This is a genomic window from Acetobacter aceti NBRC 14818, from assembly GCF_000193495.2.
GTDB classification, from domain to species: domain Bacteria; phylum Pseudomonadota; class Alphaproteobacteria; order Acetobacterales; family Acetobacteraceae; genus Acetobacter; species Acetobacter aceti.
This window is the reverse complement of the sequence record NZ_AP023410.1, coordinates 164,012-185,820: the sequence shown is the minus strand read 5'-3', so window position 1 is coordinate 185,820 and position 21,809 is coordinate 164,012. Positions and strand designations below refer to the sequence as shown.

Sequence of the window (21,809 nt, the reverse complement as noted above, 5' to 3'; positions counted from 1 at the left end):
GACAAAATGGTTTTCCTTTATTGCGAATCGTGATTCAAACGACTCGATGATTCATATCGAGTCGTTTTGAGGCTTCGGAAAGGGGACCATGCCGGATTTTTTGCTGGAAACAGAATATGGGGGCCGCGTGGCCGGAGTGGATGAGGCCGGTTGCGGTCCTCTCGCCGGCCCTGTCGTTGCGGCCGCGGTTGTTTTCGGCGCAGGAGTTCCTGAGGATCTGGCAGCGAGCATTGATGACTCCAAGGCGCTGACAACGGCCCGTCGTGAGGCTATTGCCGCGCGCCTGCCGAGTGTTCCGGGAATTGAAATCGGGATCTCCGCCGCCTCGGTCGAAGAAATTCTTCAGCTCAACATCCTGAAGGCAGCACAGCTCGCCATGGCCCGCGCCGTGGGCAAGCTGCCGTCCCCTCCCCGCATCGCGCTGGTCGACGGCAACCGCAAGCCGCCTCTCGACGTGCCTGTGCGCACGATTGTGGGTGGAGACGGCATCAGCCTGTCCATCGCCGCCGCCTCGATCCTCGCCAAGGTTACGCGCGACAAGATCATGAGCCGCCTGGATGCGCGCTGGCCGGGCTATGGCTGGGCGAAGAACGCAGGTTACGGCACCGCCGCTCATCGAAACGCCATTACGACACAAGGGTGCACTCCGCACCATCGCCGCGGCTTCGGCACCGTCCGCAAGCAGCTTGAACTCACTCTCGCCAACGGAGGCCCTGCATGAGCGGCGCTATCAAGAACACTTCAGACCTTCCGCTCGACAAGATCCTCTGTGGTGAATGCGTCGATGTCATGCGCAGCCTGCCGACGGCCAGCGTCGACTGCATCTTTGCTGATCCACCATACAACCTTCAACTTCGTGGCGAACTGCGTCGTCCGGATGACAGCGTCGTGGACGGTGTGGACGATGACTGGGACAAGTTCTCGGATCTGGAAACCTATGACCGTTTCACACGGGAATGGCTGAGCGAGGCACGGCGTCTGCTGCACAAGGACGGCACGATCTGGGTCATCGGCTCCTATCACAACATCTTCCGTCTGGGCGCGATCCTGCAGGATCTGGGCTTCTGGATTCTGAATGATATCGTGTGGCGCAAATCCAATCCGATGCCGAACTTCCGTGGCCGTCGCTTCACTAACGCACATGAGACGATGATCTGGGCGGCCCGCAGTCAGGACAGCAAGTATCGCTTCAACTATCAGGCCATGAAGGCTCTGAACGATGACGTGCAGATGCGCTCGGACTGGTATCTGCCGCTCTGCACGGGCAATGAGCGTCTGCGCAACGAGCACGGACTGAAGCTGCATCCGACGCAGAAGCCGGAAAGCCTGCTGCACCGCGTACTGCTGGCCTCCACGGCTGAGAACGACGTGATCCTCGACCCATTCACGGGAACCGGGACGACAGCCGCCATGGCGAAGCGCCTGCGTCGTCATTTTGTCGGGATCGAGCGTCATCCTGATTACGCAAAGGCTGCTGCCGAGCGCGTTGAGCGTGAAGAGGCTCTGCCACAGGATGCCGTCGCCACCACGCCGATGAAGCGGGAAGCGCCGCGTGTTCCGTTCGGCAGTCTGGTCGAGCGGAATTTCATCACTGCCGGAACGGTGGTCTATGATCGCCAACGCCGCGTGTCCGCCACAGTGACGCCGGACGGCACGCTGGTCAGCGGCACACAGCGCGGTTCCATCCACAAGCTGGGCGCGCTGCTGACGAATGCTCCATCCTGCAACGGCTGGACGTTCTGGCATTTCGAGCGCGACGATACGCTGGTGCCGCTGGATGCGTTGCGGTCGGAGAGCCTTGCCGCTGATGCGGAAGCTCTTACTCTGGCCAGCGCCGAGGTTCCCATCGCCGCTCAGTGACGGTGGTAGCCTCTATCGCGTGAGTCTGTGTCTGATCCGGCAGACGTAAAAGCACAGCCGGAAGATTTCCCGACAATCAGTAGGTAAGAAACATCTGAAACTGGAGCGTTTTACTGCAGTTTCAGCAAAAACGTTTGGCTTTCCTGACATCACTCTTGCCGGGAATCAAAAGGGCGCTCCGAAGAACGCCCCCTGCAATCACTCAATCTGTAAGCAGCCAGCCCTAGCTGCCACCAAAACCGAGGAAGCCGACCGATGGCTGGGCCTGTCCGCCTGAGGCATCGTAACGCCGATCGATGACCGACTGGGTTTTGTCGCGGGCTGCGCGACCGCCGATACTCAGATGACCCGAGCCATTTCTCATGCTGATACCGGAATTCGCCACCGTGCTGGTTGTCACACCGGCAGAATCATCAATGGTGCGCATGGACAGCAGAAAGAACATGATGTCGTTGCGGTTCAGGTCGATGGCCATATCCAGAGGCGTCTGCCCCAGAACGTTGTGCCCGTTCAGATCCGCGCCTCGACTGACGGCTTCCTTGGAAGCGCCCAGACTGCCCCGGTTGATCGCTTCAAACAGGGCAGCGGTCGGCTCCATGTCGCCGTTGGAGTGACCGGCTTCATCTTCGTTCGACTGCGCGCCCGGCAACGCCGCAGGTGGCGCCGCCTTGCGGGCGTCCCGTCTGGCTTCGGCCTGCTTGGCGGCGTCTTCCGCTTCCTCCTGATCCGCATCCTGCGCGTGGGCGCAGTGAATGGGCGTCACACACACCGCCCCTGCCAGCAGCAGAAGAGGTATGAGCCCCTGCCGGACGGACCGGCGTTTCATATCAGAACAGAAGAAGCTGTACATTGTGCGATTGGTACTCCCAGCACCTCATCACTTAGTAAAAAAAACACTTTTTTGCCAGTGATGCCGAATCGGTATTTCCGTGAAATCTAAAATAATTCTCCCGGCAGCTTTTCTGATACTAAACGTAGCAAAAACCTGTTGGCCCGTTGCAATATTTCACAATACCTCTTCAAATGAGAATGGTTTGCAATTGTCCTATAAAAATTAACAAAATTTCATGTTTATGTGTGTTTACACCTCACAGAAAAAAATTTCGTATTTTCAGCGTGATAAAATTAAACACTGATGTGATATGAAAACTTTTTTAAGGGCTGAAAGCACCGTTCCTGAATGTTGAAGATGGGCTTTTTACTGCTATGCAGACCTCGGGTCAGACCTCTGCTTAATCGACACGAGCCCTTTCAGAACGCCCCAACAGAACCTGTGGACGGAAATCGACAGAAGTTATGAGTGAACACAATTCTTCTCCTGCTCCCTCTCCGTCCCCTTCGCCCCGCCGATCTTCCCGTACCCGCCGCTGGATATGGGTCATTCTTGTCCTGCTGCTGATCGGCATAGTCGCTTACGCTTTTCTCAGTCATCGTGAAAAAACCAGCCGCAGGGTCGGCTCGACCACGGGTGTGGCTCAGCCGGTTACGGTCGAGACCGTCGCGACCGGTGACATGCCCGTCATTCTGACCGAACTCGGAACCGTGGTGCCCATCACCAACGTGACAGTTCAGACCCGTGTTGAGGGCTATCTGATGGACGTGAAGTTCACGGAGGGCCAGCACGTCAAGAAGGACGATCTGCTCGCCATCATTGATCCGCGTCCATACGAGGTCGCGCTGCACCAGTATCAGGGCCAGCTTGCTCAGGATCAGGCGCAGCTTGAGCGCGCCCGCATCGACAACGCCCGCTATCAGAAGCTGATCAAGCAGGACAGTGTGGCTGCCATGACCGCACGGGATCAGGAATTTACGGTCAAACAGCTTGAAGGCACTGTGAAAGTCGATCAGGCGCTGGTCGATAACCAGAAACTTCAGCTCGTCTACTGCCACATCACGGCCCCGGTTGACGGTCGTGTCGGCATCCGCGCCGTGGACAGGGGCAACTATGTCACGGCGGGACAATCAGGCGGTCTGGCCATCCTGACCCAGATGCAGCCGATTTCCGTCATCTTCACCCTGCCGCAGGACCAGTTGCCGGAAGTTGCCGATCAGCTTCGCGCAGGCAATCCGTTGCAGGTCGAGGCCTGGAACAGCTCCAACACGCAGAAGATCGCCACCGGAAGCGTCAGTTCGCTCGACAGCCAGATCGACACGGCGACGGGAACGGTCCGCCTGCGCGCCATTTTCCCGAACGAGGACGAGCACCTGTTCCCCAACCAGTTCGTGAACGCCCGCCTGCTGGTGAAGACGCTGCATAACGCCATCATCGTCCCGTCCAATGCGCTCCAGACCGGACCGAACGGCCAGTTCGTCTACGTTGTGAAAAGCGACAACACTGTCGAGGTCCGCAATGTGAAACAAGGCATCACGAACGGCACGCGCACGGTTGTCAGCGATGGTCTGAAACCGGGCGATCGCGTGGTGACGGACGGTACCGACCATCTCCGCGCCGGAGCCAAAGTGAGCATTCCCGCCGATCATCCGGACACGACCAAACAGCAGCAGGACGCGCATCCGGCCTCGTCACATCGTCACCACAACAGCACCAACTGACGCCAGACCGTGAACCCCTCACGCATCTTCATCGAACGGCCCGTCGCCACCACCCTGCTGATGGTGGCGATCCTGATCGCCGGTCTTCTGGGTTATCATTTCCTGCCCGTGTCCGCGCTGCCGGAGGTCGAATATCCGACCATCACCGTGCAGACCTTCTATCCGGGCGCGGGTCCGGATGTGATGGCCACCTCCGTCACGGCGCCTCTGGAAACCCAGTTCGGGCAGATGCCAGGACTGGACCAGATGACCTCCCGTTCTTCGGGCGGCGCATCCGTCGTCACGCTGCGCTTCGGATTGAGCATGTCGATGGATGTGGCCGAGCAGGAAGTGCAGGCCGCAATCAATCAGGCCAACTCGCTGCTGCCGACCGATCTGCCCGCGCCACCAACCTACGCCAAGGTCAATCCCGCCGACACTCCCGTTCTGACGCTTGGGATTACCTCGAAGACGATCCCGCTGCCGGAGGTCGAGGACTATGTCGATACCCGGCTTGAGCAGAAGATCAGCCAGATTTCCGGCGTTGGTCTCGTCACCCTGTCAGGCGGCAACCGCAAGGCTCTGCGGGTTCGCGTCAACATTCCGAAGCTGACCTCCTATGGCCTTGATCTCGACACATTGCGAACCACCATAGGCAATGTGAACGTCAACTCCCCGACCGGCACATTCGACGGCGCACAACGCGCCTCGACCCTGCGCGTGGATGGGCAGATCGCCAGCGCGACGCAGCTTCTGAATCAGGTGATCGCCTATCAGAACAACGGACCGATCCGTCTGAAGGATGTCGCCACGGTTATCGTCGGCGCTGAAAACACACAGCTGGCCGCGTGGGCCAACACGACCCCCGGTCTTGTGCTGAACGTGCAGCGTCAGCCGGGTGCGAACGTGATCGCGGTGGTGGACAACATCAAGGCGATCCTGCCGAGACTTCAGGAATCCATGCCGCCGGGGATCGACATTGTTCCCCTCACCGACCGCACCACCACTATCCGCGCTTCTGTCGCGGATGTGGAGTTCGAGCTGTTTCTGGCTCTGGCGCTCGTCGTCGCGGTGATTTTCGTGTTCCTGCGCAACGTTCCGGCCACGATCATCCCGAGCCTTTCCGTGCCTCTCTCCATCGTCGGCACCTTTGCTGTCATGGATCTGCTGGGCTTTTCGCTCGACAATCTTTCGCTCATGTCGCTGACCATCGCCACCGGCTTTGTCGTGGACGACGCCATCGTCATGATCGAGAACATCTCCCGCTATATCGAGCAGGGTGACGACCGCATGACGGCCGCTATGAAGGGCGCGGGCGAGATTGGCTTCACCATCATCTCGCTGACCATCTCGCTGATCGCCGTGCTGATCCCGCTGCTGTTCATGGGCGACGTGATCGGGCGTCTGTTCCACGAATTCGCGCTGACGCTGGCCATCACCATCATTCTGTCCGCCGTTGTCTCCCTGACGCTCGTGCCGATGATGTGCGCCCGTCTGCTGAGCGAGCGTCCGCACACCGTGGAAGACGCCAAAACATGGTTCCAGCGTTGGTCGGCCCGTATGGAAGTGGCTACCAACCGGCTCATCGCGGCCTATGACCGGGCGCTGGATGTCGTGCTGGCGCACTCGGGCACCACGCTTCTGGTCTTTGGCGCGACCCTGCTGCTGACCGGTTTTCTGGCATGGGAAATTCCCAAAGGCTTCTTCCCGGTTCAGGATACCGGCGTCATTCAGGGTATTTCCGTCGCGGCTCAGGCCACGTCTTTCGATGCGATGAAGACACATCAGCAGGAACTTGCTCAGGCGATCCTGAAAGATCCGGATGTCGTGTCGCTGTCTTCCTTCGTGGGTGTGGACGGACAGAACTCTACACTCAATCAGGGCCGTTTCCTGATCAACCTCAAGCCACATGACGAACGCAGTGGTTCCGCTCAGGAAGTGGCGGCACGTCTGAGAGAAGAAACCGCAAACATCGCGGGAATCAGCCTCTATCTCCAGCCCGTGCAGGATCTGTCGCTCGACACGACGGTTGCTGCCACGCAATACCAGTTTCTGCTGGAAAACCCGGACTACAACGAATTCAAGACATGGGTTCCGAAGCTGGTTGATGCTCTGCGGCAGGAACCTTCCCTGTCTGACGTGACCTCCGACCTTCAGGCGGAAGGGCTGGTCGCCCGCGTCACGCTCGATCGTTCGACCGGCGCGCGTTACTCGATCACGCCGCAGACCATCGACAACGTGCTGTATGACTCCTTCGGTCAGCGTCAGATCTCGACCATCTACACCCAGTCGAACCAGTATCGCGTAATTCTGGAAGCTGACCCAGCTTTTCAGAAAAACCTTGCCTCGCTCGACCAGCTTTACCTGCCAGGCATCTCCGGCAACTCCGGCGAGAGCACCTCCGGCCCGACCCGTTCGCCGACGTCCGGCCTCGTTCCGATGGCGGCTGTCACGACCATCACGCGGGAAACGGCACCTCTCCTGATCACGCATTTCGGTCAGTTCCCGGCCACGACGATCTCCTTCAACGTGTCGGAAGGCTATGCGCTCGGGCAGGCGACGGATGCGATCCGGCGTGTCGAGAAGCAGCTGAAACTGCCGACAGCTTTCCAGACGTCCTTTCAGGGAACGGCGGCCGCGTTTCAGGGCTCTCTGAGCAATGAGCTGTTCCTTGTCGCGGCGGCGCTGATCGCGGTCTATATCGTGCTCGGTATTCTCTATGAGAGCTTCGTGCACCCGGTCACGATCCTTTCCACCCTGCCCTCCGCCGGCATCGGCGCACTGCTGATGCTGCGCATCTCCGGCGCGGGGCTGGATGTGATGGGGATCATCGGTCTCGTGCTGCTGATCGGTATCGTCAAGAAGAACGCCATCATGATGATCGACTTCGCGCTGGAAGCGGAGCGTGAGCATGGCATGTCCTCGCTCCAGTCGATCCGGCAGGCCGCGACCCTGCGTTTCCGTCCCATCCTGATGACGACACTGGCCGCCATGCTCGGCGCGCTACCGATGGTGATTTCCTCAGGCACGGGTTCCGAACTGCGCCGTCCACTGGGTCTCGCCATTGTCGGCGGTCTGGCGGTGTCCCAGCTTCTGACGCTGTTTACCACGCCGGTGATTTACCTCGCACTCGATACGATGGCGCAGAAATGGAACCGCCGTTTCAGCAACGCGCATGAGCCGCATGAAACCCGTCCAGCCGGTGAGCAGGGCTGATCGGGCATGAGTCCATGCCGTCTGTTCATTGAAAGACCGGTCGCCACCACCCTGCTGACGGTGGCACTGCTGATTGGCGGCATCCTCGGATACCTGAAGCTGCCGGTCTCCGATCTGCCGAACGTCGATTTTCCGGTCATCATGGTGCAGGGCCAGCAGGCGGGTGGCTCGCCGGAGGAAGTGGCCAGTTCGGTAGCGGCCCCTCTGGAACGTCACCTGGGGCAGATTGCCGGTCTGACTGAAATGACGTCGCAATCGACGCAGAATCAGGTCCGGATCATGCTCCAGTTCGAGCTGACCCGTGACATCAACGGCGCGGCGCGTGACGTGGAAGCAGCCCTGCAGGCAGCCCGTGCGGACATGCCATCCTCGCTGCGCCAGAACCCGAGCTACAGCAAGGCCAACCCCAATGGCGCACCGGTTCTTGTTCTCGCCCTGACGTCCCCGACCCGTACCGCCGCCGTGCTGTATGATCTCGCAAGCAATGTGCTGCAGCAGCATCTCTCGCAGGTGCGCGGCGTTGGCTTGGTGCAGGTAGCAGGAAGCGCCCTGCCCGCCGTGCGCGTCGAGATGAATCCCCTGAAGCTGTTTCAGTATGGCATCGGCTTTGAAGACGTGCGTGCAGCGCTGGCCTCGGCCAATGCGCATACACCCAAGGGGATCATCGACCAGAACGGCCTGCGCTTCACGCTCGACACGAATGATCAGGCGCGCTCGGCGCAGGCCTATCGTGATCTGATCATCGCCTATCGCAGCAACAGGCCGGTGCGTCTCTCGGATGTTGCGGTCATCAGCGACGGCGTGGAAGACATTCGTAACGCCGGTTTCTTCAACCAGCAGCGGGCCGTGATCGGGATCGTGTTTCCGCAGGCTGGCGCCAACGTCATTCACACGATCGACCAGATCAAGGCCATGCTGCCGGCGCTGCGCACCGCCCTGCCTCAGGACGTGTCGCTGCATCTGGCGCTGGATCGGTCGCTGACCATTCGCGCCTCGCTGGAAGACACGCAGGCCACCCTGATTATCGGCGTCATCCTCGTGGTGCTGGTGACGCTGGCGTTCCTGCGTTCGCTGCGGATGACCCTGATCCCGGCCATCGTGGTGCCGACCTCGATCATCGCGACCTTCGGCGTGATGCGCCTGCTGGGCTATTCGCTCGACAATATGTCGCTGATGGCCCTGACGGTCTCGACCGGTTTTGTGGTCGATGACGCGATTGTCGTGCTTGAAAACATCGCCCGTCACATTGAGGAAGGTGTGCCGCCCAGGGAAGCAGCGCTCAGGGGCGCGGAAGAAGTGGCCTTCACAGTCATCTCGATCACCGTCTCACTGATTGCGGTGTTTCTGCCGATCCTGCTGCTTGGCGGTCTGGCCGGGCGTCTGTTCCATGAACTGGCGATGACAGTGTCCATCACCATCGTCATTTCCATGCTTCTGTCCCTATCCCTTACCCCGATGCTGGCGTCACGCATCCTGCGCCCGCACAACCATACAGACAGCAACACCGCCTCCCCGAACTGGTGGCACAGAAGCGTGAGCTGGCTGGGAGCCCTGTTCGGCTCCGCCATTACGTCCGTGGAAAACGGCTATGCCCGCACGCTCGATGTTGCGCTGCGACACAACCGGCTTGTCCTGCTCAGTCTTCCCGCGACCATCATCCTGATGGTGGTCGTATTTATGGCGATGCCGAAAGGTTTCTTCCCTACGGAAGATACCGGCATGCTGATGGGTCATCTGATAGGTGATCAGTCCATTTCCTTCACAGCCATGACTCAGAAGATCGACACGGTCGAAAAAGCTGTTCTTCAGGAAAAGGAAGTGGTCAGCATTGCCGGATTCCTCGGCGGACGCGGCTCTTCCAATCAGGCCAGTCTGTTTTTGCAACTCAAGAATAAGAGCGAGCGCGGACCGGCTCCCAGCCTGATGCTGCGTATTGCGAACCGTCTGCATAATCTTGTCGGCGCACAGTTCTTCCTGATGGAGCCGGGCGGCGTGCGGGCCGGGGCGCGACAGGGCAATGCGTCCTATCAGTACACATTGCAGGGTGATTCAGCCACCGAGCTTTACAGCTGGGCTCCCAAACTGATGGCGGAACTGCGCAAGCATCCGGAAATTCTCGATCTGTCCAGCGATGTTCAGCAGGGCGGTTCCGCTATCGTCGCGAAAATAGACCGTGATACTTCGGCGCGGTTCCAGATTACGCCGCAGCTGATCGCCAATACGGTTTACGACGCCTTCGGACAGCGGGCGGCTTCCATCATTTACAACACGCTTAACCAGTATCGTGTCGTCATGGAAGCGTCGAAGGAGTTCTGGAGCGACCCTAACACCATCCGGCAGGTCTGGGTGGCCACAACGGGCGGTTCAGCAGCAGGTGGCACCGCCTCCAATACCATCCGTGTCAGAACGAGCACGAGTGAGGCCAGCACAAGCAGCAGCACGCAGGCGAGCATCAGCAGCCAGAACTTCAAGAACCAGATCGCCAACAAGCTGGCGGGCGGCGCTTCCGCGTCCAATGGTTCCGCCGTGTCCACGGGGCGTGCTTCCATGGTGCCGCTGACGTTCATCACCGACATCACCCCGTCGCGGACGCCGGTTTCCGTCAATCATGAAGGTCAGTCCGTCGCCTCCACCATCTCCTTCAATCTGGCGAAAGGCGTCGCGCTCAGTCGCGCCGTGCAGATCATTCAGGATGAGACGGTGGCCATGCACATGCCCTCGACCATTCACGGCAGTTTTGCCGGTAACGCCGCCCAGTTCCAGAAGTCCGTCAATGATGAGCCGCTTCTGATTCTGGCTGCGCTGGTCGCCGTTTATGTCGTGCTGGGTATTCTTTATGAGAGCTACGTGCATCCGCTGACCATTCTCTCCACCCTGCCCTCAGCCGGTGTCGGTGCCTTGCTGGCGCTTGAACTCTTCGGCGAGGATTTCTCCCTGATCGCCATGATCGGCGTGATCCTGCTGATCGGCATCGTGAAAAAGAACGCCATCATGCTAGTGGATTTTGCGATTACTGCCGAACGGGAAAACAATATTCCGCCGTTCGAGGCCATCCGCACCGCCTGCCTGCTCCGCTTCCGTCCCATCATCATGACGTCACTGGCCGCCGCCCTTGGCGCGCTGCCGCTTGTTTATGGCAACGGCTATGGCGCGGAGATGCGCCGTCCGCTCGGCATCGCCATCGTGGGAGGCCTGCTGGTCAGTCAGGCTCTGACCCTTTACACAACCCCGGTTGTCTATCTGACGCTGGATCGCCTCGCGCTGCGGTTTAACAAACGTCGCCGTAATCGCCTGTCCCCCCACGCCAACCCTCAGGACGCCTGACGCGGAATGAAGACCCACACTCGCCCCTCCCGCTGTCGTATCGCCCTTCTGCTGGCGCCACTCCTTTTGTCCGGCTGCATGGTTGGCCCGGATTACAAGCGACCTACGGCCATCATCTCTCCCAGATTCAAGGAACTGAAGCCCGCAGCTGGCTGGCAATACGCCAATCCCGCGCTGGCGGCTGTTCCCAAGGGTAAATGGTGGGAGATCTATAACGACCCCATCCTGAACGGGCTGGAAGACAAGGTCGAAATCAACAACCAGAATGTCATTCAGTATGAGGCGCGGTATCGTAACGCCCGCGCTGCCATCAACGCCATTCGGGCGCAGCTCTACCCGACACTGAGCGGCTCGCTGAGTTTCAACCGCAACAGCACCGGTCGTGGTTCGCGCAATGCGTCTTCCGGCGTGCTGGTCAATTACGGCACAGGAGGCTCCACCACCACCACCTATACGCCGTCCAATTCGACTGAAACCACATACGGCATGGGTCCGACCGCAAGCTGGGATCTGGATCTGTGGGGCGCGATCCGCCGCCAGATTCAGGCGCAGGTAACGGAAGCCCAGGCCAGCGCAGCCGATCTTGCGAACGCCAAACTGTCCTATCAGGCCCAGCTTGCGACCGCCTACTTCAACCTGCGCTATCAGGATAGCCTGAAAGATCTGCTGCACAGGACCGTACAGTTTTACGAACATTCCTACCAGATCACGCTGAACCAGTACAACGCAGGCGTTGCTGAACCGACGGCCCTGCTTCAGGCCAGGACGCAGCTGGAGCAGACCCGCGCGCAGGAAGTGCAGGCCGGGATTGCCCGAGCGCAATATGAACATGCCATCGCCGTGCTGATGGGCGAAGCGCCTGCTGATCTGACCATAGCAGCTGGCCGCCTGCCTGATACCGTTCCCACCATTCCGGTTTCGGTGCCTGCCGACCTGCTGCAGCGTCGTCCTGACATCGCCGCGGCGGAACGACGGATGGAGGAATACAACGCCCAGATTGGTGCGGCGATCGCGGCCTTCTATCCGGATGTGAAACTGACGGCTTCCTACTCCTACAGCGGTGATCCGGTTGGGGCGCTTGTGCAGGTGGCCAACCGTATCTGGTCACTCGGTGCCGCTGCCACGGAAACCATCTTTGAAGGTGGCGCGCGTACAGCCGCCGTTCATGAGGCCAACGCCAATTATGACAGCTATACCGCCACCTATCGTCAGACAGTTCTGACGGCATTGCAGGGAACGGAAGATCAGCTTTCCAATCTGCGTATTCTGTCTGAACAGGCCGCCCAGCAGGCGATCGCCCTGGACGCGGCCAACAAGGCCGTCACCGTCGCCATGAACCAGTATCTGGCAGGCACGGAGATTTACACCACCGTCATCACGGCTCAGGTCACAGCCCTGTCCAATGCTGAAACGGTACTGTCGATCCAGCAAAGCCGTATGGTGGATTCAGTAAGCCTGATCGAAGCGCTGGGGGGTGGCTGGAATGCATCTTCCCTGCCCAGCAAGGGGTCCATGCAGACGGATAATCCATTCCTGCCCAGCTTTATCCAGAAGGATAAGAACTGACGAATATTTAGTGTCGGTGTTTATGTCAGCCTCCAGACACAGCAGCATCTCCCACGCCTACACGCGTAATGTGAGCGCTATGAACCGGGAAGCTTGGATTTTTCGTTCAGCAGCAGAAATAAATCCGCTGCTGAATTCAGCGGTCTCAGACAGCCCATCCAACAGATCAGATCTTTATTATCCGGTCTAAAAAGAAAAAGACCATCTGTTCGGAAATTATTGTTTGGGAACAGGAGGAAGTGTGCGGATATCTCCAGCGATCTGATCTGCCGCCTGCCCTATCAGCGTGCTCAGTGCGCTCACCAGTCCCTCCGTACCCGCTGCCGCAGGCATTGAAAGGTGAATGGACCGGTTGGTCTTTAGCGCATCACTATCAGCACGATGCACGGAGACCTGAGCATCCATAACAGCATTTCCGGAAGTGTCCCGCGAAAAACGCGTTACGACCAGCTCAACAAAAGCCTGCGGATCCGCTGATGTCGCATCATCCTGCACAAAGAAACTTGTACCGGGCATGCGGTGACGCAGATCGTTCGCCAGAACATGCGGGATCTGATCCGAAAGAGGCGCGCTCCATGCATCCGTTTTTGCAACATCCAGCTTATAGCCACTGTCACTCAGAACGACACGATCCCGATCCAGCGTCTCCGGAATGGTCGGCCTGCGGATTTCAACCAGTGTCGGCGCCGTCAGCCCCGAGAACGACGAAACTGTCGGGACTGCCGATGTCACGGGCTGGAGCGTATAGAGAACCGGATCAGACGAGCTGCATGCCGTCAGTGTCACACTGGTAACGGCAAGGAGAAAGCCCCCCAATAACGCACGAGAAAAAGACCCGGTGGAAGCTAGGAGTTTTTTCTTTTCCATGGATCAGCGTCCCGTGACAATCGAGGAAGGATGGTTGGCCAGGAAGTTGGTCATGAAACGTAGTGAGCGGGCTGTTTCACCCAGTTGCACCACCATGCTCTGCAGGCTGCGATGGAAGTCCGTATCGCCGCCATAACTGGCCAGAAGTTTGTTGGCGTTCTTCAGTGTATTATCAAGCTGTTCGCTCATTTCAGGCAGACGCTTCATCAGAGGCTGCAGGCCCTTGTCCGCATGGTCGGCAAGATGATGCAGACTGTTCAGGGAATCCCGCAGATTTACGAGAGCCTGCTTGACCTCCGGGCTGTTGATCCGCTGATCGGCATGGGCGAGCAGATTGTTCGCATTGTCGCCAATCTTGTCCAGCGGCATGGCGGCCAGCTTGTCAGACACTGTGGACAGCGACTGCATGATCCCGCTGATACCACCCGCCTGACTTGGGAGGATAAGCGTATTGCCCTCCATATAGGTTTTGACGTCCTTGGCTGACTTGACGAAATCCAGAGAGATGTTGGTCTCACCCGTCAGCATGCTGACGCTGGCGGCTGAGGCGCGCATGCCGTTCGCGACCAGAGCCTGCAGCGTGCTCACAAGCGTATCGCTGTGGATCTGTTCCGGAGACAGGACGCGCTCAGGCTGGATATCCATGGCGACACGGACCTGTGCATGACCGGTTGCCTGATCGATCTGCAGTTTCACACCTGTCACGGAACCGACCTGAATACCGAACATTGTGACCGAACTACCAACAGCCAGTCCGGAGACGGAAGACGACAGATAGGTCGCGACCGGAACACGCTCGTGATAGCCGGCGTTATCCGCGCTTTCCTTGTCATCATAGAGCTGGAAAATCGTATTGGCGGGCGCTTCAGTCGCCTCGTCATCCGTGCTGGTACGATTGAGCGAGAACGCGATACCGCCGGAGAAGAGCGCCTGAATGGACTGCATCTGCACCTTCAGACCACCGGCTCCAAAGCCGACCTTCACACCCGACACATTCCAGAAACGCGTGTTGGTGTGGAGATAATGATCATAAGGCTCTCTGACGAAAAACTGGATCATCACCGGTCCCACGCCGCCGGGAGGAAGCGTATAGCCCAGCACTTCACCAACATCGACATCACGGAAGAAGACTGGCGCGCCAGGACCGATCGAACCAATGGCCGGAGCGACAAGCGTATAGGTCCGGCCGGGCTGATCAGACTGGATGCCCGGTGGTGATTCAAGGCCCCTGAATGCTGTTGTGCGCTGTCCCCCGGCTGTACCGGGGTCAAACGCGATATAGGCTCCTGACAGAAGGGTTTCCAGACCCGTGACACTGGCGCCATTGATGCGCGGACGCACAACCCAGAAACGGGATTTGTCCGTCAGAAGTCCGGACGCGCTGGAATTCATCTGCACGCGGACATCAACGTGATGCATGTCCTTCGACAGCGTGATGGACGAGACAGTGCCGAGCGTCACGGCCTTGTTCTTTACCTGAGTCTGGCCGCTGGTCAGGCCATCTGCCGTATCAAAGGTGATGAGGATTTCCGGCCCGCGATTGTACAGACTGCGCCACAGCAGGAAACCGGCGATCAGAACCGATATGATCGGAATGATCCAGATGATGGAAAAGCGCGCCCTGCTGACAGTCGCTTCGGGCAACCTGCTGTCGCCCTGCTCTTCATTCCCTACAGACTGTTGCGAAGAAGAATTGTTCTGCTCGGAAGTCACGCTCTTACCGGCTCCATCTTGTCCTGTTCCTCAGGGCTTGGTGTCCCGGAAGATTCTAATACTGCGTTTCCGGCACAGGCGTCATCCTCCGGAAGTTGACCATTGCGTCCCGCAACATCCCACATCAGGCGTGGGTCAAAGCAGTGCGCTGCAAAAATGGTGATCACCACGACGGCTGCGAACGACACCACACCAGCATTGGCCTCCACATTGGCCAATGAGCTGAAGCGGACCACCGCCACCAGAATGGAAATCATGAACACGTCAATCATGGACCACCGACCGATAACATCGATGATCCTGAACAGCTTCGATCTGAGCATCAGCTTTTTTGTCGATCCAAGCCTGGTCGTAACGATCATGTAACTGAGCCCGAGAATCTTGGCGACCGGGACGGTAACACTTGCAAACAGAACCAGCAGGGAGAGAGGGATCATGCCATCCTCCCACAGTTCTATCGCACCCTCGATGATGGTGTGACCACCACCGCTGCCGACCTTGATGACTGTCATGACAGGGAAAAGATTGGCTGGCAGATAGAAAACGAAGGCTGACAGCACCAACGCCGAGGTGCGGCTCAGACTATTGTTTTTCCGTTTGCAGAGATTATGGCCACAGCGTGGACATAGCCCGACGCTGCGGGTCTGCGGCACTGGCTCGGGGAACACGCCGACAAGCCCACAGGAGTGGCAGGACAGCATATGCTCCGGGGGAGGCATATGTCCGCCAAGGTCCGCCATGGAAACCCGATCCACCTGCACCTGATTACCATCGGGGAGCTGAATGGCCCCTTCAACCCGACGACGCTGCCAGATCCGCTCCTGATCCAGCGTCTGATCCGTTGCCGCCATACTGATCATCAGGGCCGCAATGAGATAGGCCGCGGGACCCACCTCCACATGCGCCATGTCCACCAGTTTGGTATAGGCCACGAAAATCCCGAGAATGTAGACTTCCATCATCGACCATGGACGAAGCTTTTCGTACCAGGCGAGAAGATGCGGCGCCCAGTCCGGCAGTTCCTCAAAAAAAGCCGCCGTCAGGATCATGCCCATCATCGCGATGACGATACCTGGCGCAAGAATGGTGACCAGCCCGACCAGAACGCCGACCTCGCCCCAGCCTTCATGGAGCAGCTCCATCGGCCCCGTGAGGAGATCCACGGACCTCTCCCGCCCATACAGATTGAGCGTCATCAGGGAAGAAGCCAGCGTCGCCAGATAAAGGGCGGCAGAGGTGATGCAGAAAGCTAGCGGGGTCGCAAGAGGCCCACCCTTGTTGCGCCGCTCCAGCAACTGATCACAGCGCACGCAGCGAGCGACAGTGCCCGGAGCAATCTCCTCCAGCTGCTGGAACTCCCCGCAACAGGGACACTCAACCAGATCGTCAACGACTTGAACATGACTGCTGTGATGCTGCTTGCCGCGCGTAAAATTCAATGCGCTGCGATACAGCCGGGAAGGTAAGGACGACGCCATGACAGCACTACCTTAGCGTGAACCGACAGGGGCCGATAGACCGGCAACAAATTCCAGCTATGTGCTGGCGTAGTCCTGCAAAGCTCACTGACCCCTTCCCGAAATATTCTGGATAGAAATCCTTTCTATTTCCTCTCTCGCGGAAGAAAAAACAGATAAAATTTTATCAGGTTTTTACCTTACCCCCACGCGGTGCGACCAGTTTGAACATGGGCCCTGTCAGCATGGTGGAAATCACCGCCAGCATCATGAGCGAGGCAAACGCAAACTCCGAAATCATCCCCTGCCCCAACAGAATGGTGGCCGCGACAATTTCCATCAGCCCCTTGCACTGCAACAGGGAACCAATTGCCAGCGCCTGTCGCCTGCTCAGATTGGGAGCGGGCGGGAAGACATAGACCGACGCAATCTTGGCGATAATCGAAATGGCCACGAGACTGAAAGAAGCCACCACGGACGGCCATGTCAGCGCATCTCCATTGATATGCAGACCACTGTGACCAAAGAAAAGCGGCGCCAGCCAGATCAGGGCGAAGGTTCCGACCTCCTCCACAGGGAGACGACGGACCCAGCTCGGCGGCATGATCGCACCAGCGAAATAAGCGCCGATAAGCTCATGCAGGCCGAGCTGTTTGCTCGCCCATGAACCGGCCGCCAGATAAACCGGTACCGTCGCCCAGATGACCCACGAAGGGGGATGTTTGAAATGCCGGGACGCCCATGTTCCTGCGGCAGCCAGACCCACCAGCAGCGCGACGGCCAGGAACTCCAGTCCGGTCCAGCCATGCAGGGCGGCGCTCCCCTTTTCCGCGAACTGGAGAATGGCGAGACCAATCCACAGCGCCGCGTCATCGACAACAGCCAGCTTGAGAGCGAGCTGACCGAGCGGACGCTGGGAAGCATCGAGTTCCCGCACCACACCGATCAGAACCGGCAAGGCGCTCACTGCGATGCAGAGACCGATTGAAACGGCTGCCACCCAGGGCGTGGCCTGAGGAGGATGCCAGCCTTTCAGGGGCAGAAAGAACATGTAGGCGAGAATGGAGCCAGTAATGAGCGGACCGCCTAGTGCGACAGCGGCTCCGGCAAGCAGCCGACCTACGGAGGTCTGGGGAACAGCATGGGGAGATGTGTCTTCTCCGGGGTGCTGCCACATCTCCAGTCCCGCCGTAAAAGCCAGAACCAGAACAGCTACCCAGCCAATTTCATCGCCGATGACGGAAGGGATACCCATATCCGCGACAGGAATATGAAGAACAGCCATTCCCATACCCAGAAGTATAGGAAGAACAACTATCGGCAATACTTTACCGATAAGCCTCCACAACACCCACGGAACCAAAACAAATATCCCGATATCCGCAATAAGAGCGATAAAACCCTCCATCTAATCTCCTCACCCGTCACATCCAACTCAACATCAATCGCAAGCAAAAGCGTTATACACATTTTATATTGAATTTTTCAATTAAAGATACCTGACCCTGTATATATTTGATCATGGACAGTCCATCAATCCAAACACGGCCGCGGTTTTTTCGAAATCAGGCCCATTTCAGCCTCACGTCCCGACCCGGAATCTGACGCGGCCACATCCTTTGCTGCCCGGTGCGTGTCTCCGTCTGAACAGGCACGATGTCGGCAGCACTAAAGAAATTTACTGTCTCCAGATACACAAACCCTCTCCCACTTCCCGCGTCTTGATTAAGACCGCCTTCATGGCGGCGAGGATCAGACCCGCATGCTTCAGCCTTTTCCTTCTGTAGCTTCTGCCAAAGAGGATTCATTTCTCCAAAGAAGGCGTATCGTCGCCATCCCTGCCTGCAATGAGGCCGAACATATCGTTCCCTGTCTTCTGGCGCTGGCCCGGCAGGAAGGCCCGAAGCCTCACAAGGTCGTCCTCTGGGTCAACAACACGCAGGACACTACCTGCGAGCGCGCACTTTCCCTGCTTTCCAGCCTGCCGTTCGAACTGGACATGGTGAATGTCACTTATTCCCCCGACAACGCTCACGCCGGACGCGCCCGACGCGACGCCATGTGTCATGCAACGCTCGGCGCACCGGATGACACGCTCCTGTTCACCACGGATGCCGATGCAGAAGTTGCGTCAGACTGGATGCAGAAAACACTCGAGGCGTTCAGCCGCTTCAATGTCGCCGCTGTCTTCGGAAGAGCGCTCCTGCTCCCCGACGAAGCCCTGAAGATCCCTACCCACCTGCATCAGGACGATGACAGGGAACAGGCTTATGGCGCGCTACTTGAACAGATCACGGCAAAAATAAACCCTGAGCCGCATGATCCCTGGCCCCGTCATGCCGAACATTCCGGCGCAAGCATCGCCGTCACTCATGAGGCCTGGAAGCAGGTTGGGGGTATTCCCCTGATCCCGAGCGGTGAAGACCGCGCCTTCTATCATGCGTTACGCCGCAGCCATTTTCCGGTCCGTCACTCGCCCGACGTGAAAGTCTATGTTTCGGCACGTTTTGTCGGTCGGGCGCGAGGCGGCATGGCGGAAACCCTCGCCCGCCGGGTCATCGCTCAGGATGACTATATTGATGAAGCGCTAGAACCGGTCTCTGCACGGATGCTTCGCGTCAGACAGTATCTTTCACAGCGTCAAGGTAGTCGGACTCAGGATTCATTTGTGGAGAGAACGGTAAACCCCTCCCCCATCCGGCGCGCTGAACTGCACCTGCATCACCAACGCGCTGAACGCGTAATTGCCTTCCTCAACCGGTCTCGTGCGGGTCTTCAAGCTTTGGTTCACCAGCGTAGCGCACTCTTTCAAGACGATACGATTTCGAACGTTCGCTGTAATCCACTTCCCAGAAGCGCTCCGCACAGACTTGTATAAAACAGTCGGCGGCTTCGTCGCCCGTGCAGGGTGTATCGGTATGTCCTGTCCAGTTGACCAGAAGCAGCGCTCCGTCTTTCTTCAGACTGGTCGTTACACAGGCAGCCAGTTTGCGAATATCATCTTTCGTCAGAAAATAGAGCAGTTCCGATACGATCATCAGATCACACCCGGCGGCCTGCAAAGCAGGATAGCCGCCCGGCAGAAACGCTTCGACAAAACTGACATGCAGCATTTCCGCGCAACGCGTCCGTGCCATGCCAAGAGCTGTCGCGGAGGCATCCACGGCCAGAACACGATCGCAGCGTTCTGCCAGCTTCCGGGTGCCGACCCCTATGGCGCAGCCCAACTCCACTGCGAAACCGGTATGCTCGCCGGGGATACAGGACAGCAGGTGCTCCAGCTTGCTCCGTTCATAAGGCGTAGTCTCAAAATCCCACGGATCGGCACTGGCGCGGAACAGCGCTTCGAAGACATCCGGTGGCCAGGTTTCCTTGGTCATGACGTGATGAAACATTCATAAAGACGAAGCAGTTTTTCCAGAAGCACCTCGGGAAGAATGAAGCCGTCCGGATCATCTTCAATCACCAGTCCACGCTGGCTCCGATGCGCATGGACCGCCGCCCGCTTCACAGCGAGATGAGCGCCGATATCGAGACGCGAGCCGACGGGTGGCGGCTCATTAATCACCGTCTCTGGAGGCAATGTAAGCCCCCAGACCGGGTAGGCCAGCACAGTCAGGTCCGGGCATAGAGACCCGAGCGAATCCCCCATCAGCGAGACGGCTTCGTGATCGCAATGAGGATCATGACGCCACGGCACGAGCACATTCGCGCACGCATGACGCCGACAAAGTTCGGCCAGTGTCTCTACAACAGCATCGAATGCTGGTCCTCTGGTCGGAACTGCCGTGTCACGGAGACGAAGGAAGATCACGCGCTCAGGCGGAAGTCCGAGCAGACGCAAGGCGTCGCGGGCTTCATTCTCTCTCAGCTCCCGCAATCGTTCGGCAGGCCAGAGACGGGAGTTCGGGTGAGAACCAATGCCATCTGACGCAATGACGACGACGGGAGGTCGCCCCAGCCTGACCGCTTCGGCGATGAAACCGCCACATCCAAGACTCTCATCGTCAGGGTGCGGCGCGATGACGAGAGAAGTGCCGGGAGCGATGGCATCCAGTTCGCGCAAAGGCAGTTCGGCAAGATCCGCAAGGAAATCCGCGACTCTCATGTCACGTCCTCCGGCCATTCATTCTCCGTAAACCAGCCAGCAGCGTCGGTCAGGGTTTCGTCCGGAGCCGGCTGACGCAGGTATGTCGCCAGATCACGCATGACGCGCTCCACGGGTCGTCCTCTGACAAACGCCATCACGCCGAGACCACGCTGCACAAGCGGGATGAGCGCAAGTGCCGCCTGCTCGACCGCGATGCGGGCAAGATTGACGATGGCAACCGTTTCTCCTGCCTCCGCGTGGGAATTGCAGGCCGCCATAGCCGCCCGTCTCACCCACATGGACGCTGTTTCCCGAAGGATCAGCGCCTCGCCGATCCGTACCTGTTGATGCGGGTTCGAGGCACGATCCCGCCCACGCAATTCCTCCAGCAGCAGATGGACCAGATGATCCATGCCGCCCAGCGCGACAGCCGAGCCTCGCCATGCTCCTGCCGAAAATTCGGGCTGGCGAAGATAATCGCCCGGTTTTCCAATGATGTTGGTCGATGGAACGACAACGCCGGTAAAATCATAGGACCCTGTGCCGCTGCCGCTCATGCCGGTGAGATGACCGGGTCCCGGTCCCATGCGGGTCTTTTCCCCAACCGGAACGAGCACCATGACTGTATCGCCCTGTTCCGTTCGGGCCGTAATCAACGCCACACCGACAACTCGCACGGCGCTTGCGAAACCTTTTTGTCCAGTAAGCCTGATTTCATTCACGTTCTGGACAAGAGCCACAGGAGGAGTGCCGTCTGTTACCCAGATTCCAGCAAGAGTACTGTGTTGGAGATATTCTGCCAGAACAGCACGTTGTTGCGCGGAGCCATAGAGCGACACCAGACGAACGACATTGATATGGCCTTCCAGACAACGCCCCAGAGCAAGGTTAAGCCGCCCTGCGAGCCGCAGGAGATCGGCGAGCGCCACCATCCCGGCTCTGGAATCGTGAAGACCAAGCCCCCCGTTTGCAACCGACAGCGTTACTGACAGAGCCCCGATCTGTGCGAATTTCCGGAGCTCCGGGAAAGGAAAATCTTCTTCGCTGTCGACAGCGACCTGATTCCACTGCTTTTCCGCAAGCCGTAGAGCCGCGCAAAATTGCGATATGCCGCCCTGAAAGGACAACGCGGGTGAAACAGGCATTCCGTCTTCTCCCACACCGGCTCTCCACGAGCGGTCCAT

At 58.6% G+C, this 21,809-nt stretch carries 14 protein-coding genes and 1 pseudogene; 7 read left to right on the top strand and 8 right to left on the bottom strand.

Features of this window, described 5'->3' with window-relative positions; translation table 11 throughout:
- The first annotated feature begins 88 nt into the window (after nt 1-88).
- Both EMQ_RS00800 and EMQ_RS00795 read left to right on the top strand, forming a co-directional pair.
- Nucleotides 89-721, top strand: coding sequence for a ribonuclease HII (locus tag EMQ_RS00800; RefSeq protein WP_010666319.1), 633 nt, complete (start codon nt 89-91; stop codon nt 719-721).
- Nucleotides 718-1,860, top strand: a complete 1,143-nt coding sequence (locus EMQ_RS00795) for a site-specific DNA-methyltransferase (RefSeq protein ID WP_010666320.1) — start codon at nt 718-720, stop codon at nt 1,858-1,860. Before EMQ_RS00800 ends, EMQ_RS00795 begins: the two co-directional genes overlap by 4 nt.
- Before the next feature lie 223 nt (nt 1,861-2,083).
- Here EMQ_RS00795 and EMQ_RS00790 read toward each other — a convergent pair whose 3' ends face one another.
- Nucleotides 2,084-2,686, bottom strand: a complete 603-nt coding sequence (locus EMQ_RS00790) for an ankyrin (protein ID WP_026199909.1) — start codon at nt 2,684-2,686, stop codon at nt 2,084-2,086.
- A gap of 470 nt (nt 2,687-3,156) precedes the next feature.
- Between EMQ_RS00790 and EMQ_RS00785 the strand changes: the two genes are divergently transcribed.
- The 4 genes from EMQ_RS00785 to EMQ_RS00770 are packed head-to-tail and all read left to right on the top strand — an operon-like array spanning nt 3,157 to nt 12,498.
- Nucleotides 3,157-4,413 (top strand): MdtA/MuxA family multidrug efflux RND transporter periplasmic adaptor subunit, encoded by a 1,257-nt coding sequence (locus EMQ_RS00785; protein WP_010668131.1) that lies wholly within the window; start codon nt 3,157-3,159, stop codon nt 4,411-4,413.
- Nucleotides 4,414-4,422: 9 nt separating this feature from the next.
- A complete protein-coding gene (locus EMQ_RS00780; protein WP_010668132.1) occupies nt 4,423-7,608 on the top strand; it encodes an efflux RND transporter permease subunit in 3,186 nt (1,061 codons plus the stop codon).
- Nucleotides 7,609-7,614: 6 nt separating this feature from the next.
- A complete protein-coding gene (locus EMQ_RS00775) occupies nt 7,615-10,932 on the top strand; it encodes an efflux RND transporter permease subunit (RefSeq protein WP_018307642.1) in 3,318 nt (1,105 codons plus the stop codon).
- Between the two features lie 6 nt (nt 10,933-10,938).
- Nucleotides 10,939-12,498, top strand: a complete 1,560-nt coding sequence (locus EMQ_RS00770) for an efflux transporter outer membrane subunit (protein WP_010666303.1) — start codon at nt 10,939-10,941, stop codon at nt 12,496-12,498.
- 216 nt (nt 12,499-12,714) lie between these two features.
- On the opposite strand, the gene EMQ_RS00765 is transcribed toward EMQ_RS00770, so the two are convergent.
- The 4 genes from EMQ_RS00765 to EMQ_RS00750 form a co-directional block, all read right to left on the bottom strand.
- The gene (locus EMQ_RS00765; protein ID WP_010666302.1) at nt 12,715-13,365 is read right to left on the bottom strand and encodes a PqiC family protein; all 651 of its coding nucleotides are present in this window, start codon (nt 13,363-13,365) and stop codon (nt 12,715-12,717) included.
- 3 nt (nt 13,366-13,368) lie between these two features.
- On the bottom strand, nt 13,369-15,078 hold the full coding sequence (locus tag EMQ_RS00760) for a PqiB family protein (protein WP_010666301.1): 1,710 nt from the start codon (nt 15,076-15,078) through the stop codon (nt 13,369-13,371).
- On the bottom strand, nt 15,075-16,556 hold the full coding sequence (locus EMQ_RS00755) for a paraquat-inducible protein A (protein ID WP_010666300.1): 1,482 nt from the start codon (nt 16,554-16,556) through the stop codon (nt 15,075-15,077). Before EMQ_RS00755 ends, EMQ_RS00760 begins: the two co-directional genes overlap by 4 nt.
- 166 nt (nt 16,557-16,722) lie before the next feature.
- Complete coding sequence (locus EMQ_RS00750) at nt 16,723-17,943, bottom strand: cation:proton antiporter (RefSeq protein ID WP_026199910.1); 1,221 nt, start codon at nt 17,941-17,943, stop codon at nt 16,723-16,725.
- Nucleotides 17,944-18,297: 354 nt separating this feature from the next.
- Here EMQ_RS00750 and EMQ_RS00745 point away from each other — a divergent pair, with 354 nt between their 5' ends.
- On the top strand, nt 18,298-19,413 hold the full coding sequence (locus tag EMQ_RS00745) for a glycosyltransferase (protein ID WP_010666298.1): 1,116 nt from the start codon (nt 18,298-18,300) through the stop codon (nt 19,411-19,413).
- A 73-nt stretch (nt 19,414-19,486) separates the two neighbouring features.
- Here EMQ_RS00745 and EMQ_RS17085 read toward each other — a convergent pair.
- The 3 genes and pseudogenes from EMQ_RS17085 to EMQ_RS00735 form a co-directional block, all read right to left on the bottom strand.
- Nucleotides 19,487-19,915, bottom strand: a pseudogene (locus tag EMQ_RS17085) (SAM-dependent methyltransferase); the annotation flags it as partial.
- Entirely contained in the window at nt 19,912-20,643 is a 732-nt protein-coding gene (locus EMQ_RS00740; RefSeq protein ID WP_026199911.1) for a PIG-L deacetylase family protein, read from the bottom strand. The pseudogene EMQ_RS17085 and the gene EMQ_RS00740, both read right to left, overlap by 4 nt.
- Nucleotides 20,640-21,770, bottom strand: a complete 1,131-nt coding sequence (locus EMQ_RS00735; protein ID WP_018307647.1) for an acyl-CoA dehydrogenase family protein — start codon at nt 21,768-21,770, stop codon at nt 20,640-20,642. The genes EMQ_RS00740 and EMQ_RS00735 overlap by 4 nt, the downstream gene beginning before the upstream one ends.
- Nucleotides 21,771-21,809: the final 39 nt, after the last annotated feature.